Genomic DNA, 538 nt, shown 5'->3' with positions numbered 1-538 from the left:
ATTTCACACTTACGGACTCCTTGACTACACTTTGAGGGTTCTACTCAAGGAGGAGTGAATCATGGCAACGCCTCGGAAAAGCCAAATCAGCCTGGCTGACACCCCTTATTATCACTGTATTTCTCGCTGTGTACGGCGCGCCTTCTTATGTGGCAAAGATGCATTGACTGGCCGCTCTTATGAACATCGCCGCGACTGGGTTGAAAGCAAACTGCTGCAGCTGGCCCGTATTTTCTGCATAGATGTGTGTGCCTACGCGGTAATGAGAATTAACTAAGACACCCATCTCAAAAAAATTAACTAAGACACCCACTCCAAGATTTCACACTTACGGACTCCTTGACTACACTTTGAGGGCTCTAACCAGCTGAGCTACAGACCCAAACAATGACGTTTGTTCTCTATTTCATAATCAACAATCATCTGTGTGGACACTGCGAACAAATTAGTTCTAAATCGTATAAGGAGGTGATCCAGCCCCAGGTTCCCCTAGGGCTACCTTGTTACGACTTCACCCCAGTCATGAATCACTCCGTGG

General features: G+C 46.8%; 1 rRNA gene and 1 pseudogene. One reads left to right on the top strand and one right to left on the bottom strand.

Annotated elements, in window-relative coordinates:
- Window positions 1-61: 61 nt before the first annotated feature.
- A pseudogene (locus C2M35_RS15385) lies at window positions 62-265 on the top strand (transposase); the annotation flags it as partial.
- A 196-nt stretch (window positions 266-461) separates the two neighbouring features.
- Here C2M35_RS15385 and C2M35_RS15380 read toward each other — a convergent pair.
- Window positions 462-538 (bottom strand): 16S ribosomal RNA (locus C2M35_RS15380); the annotation flags it as partial.

The sequence above is a fragment of the Pseudoalteromonas sp. T1lg76 genome, from assembly GCF_002964725.1.
Classification (GTDB): Bacteria; Pseudomonadota; Gammaproteobacteria; order Enterobacterales; family Alteromonadaceae; genus Pseudoalteromonas.
Note: the sequence above shows the minus strand (reverse complement) of the source record. Positions and strands in the feature narration are given on the sequence as shown.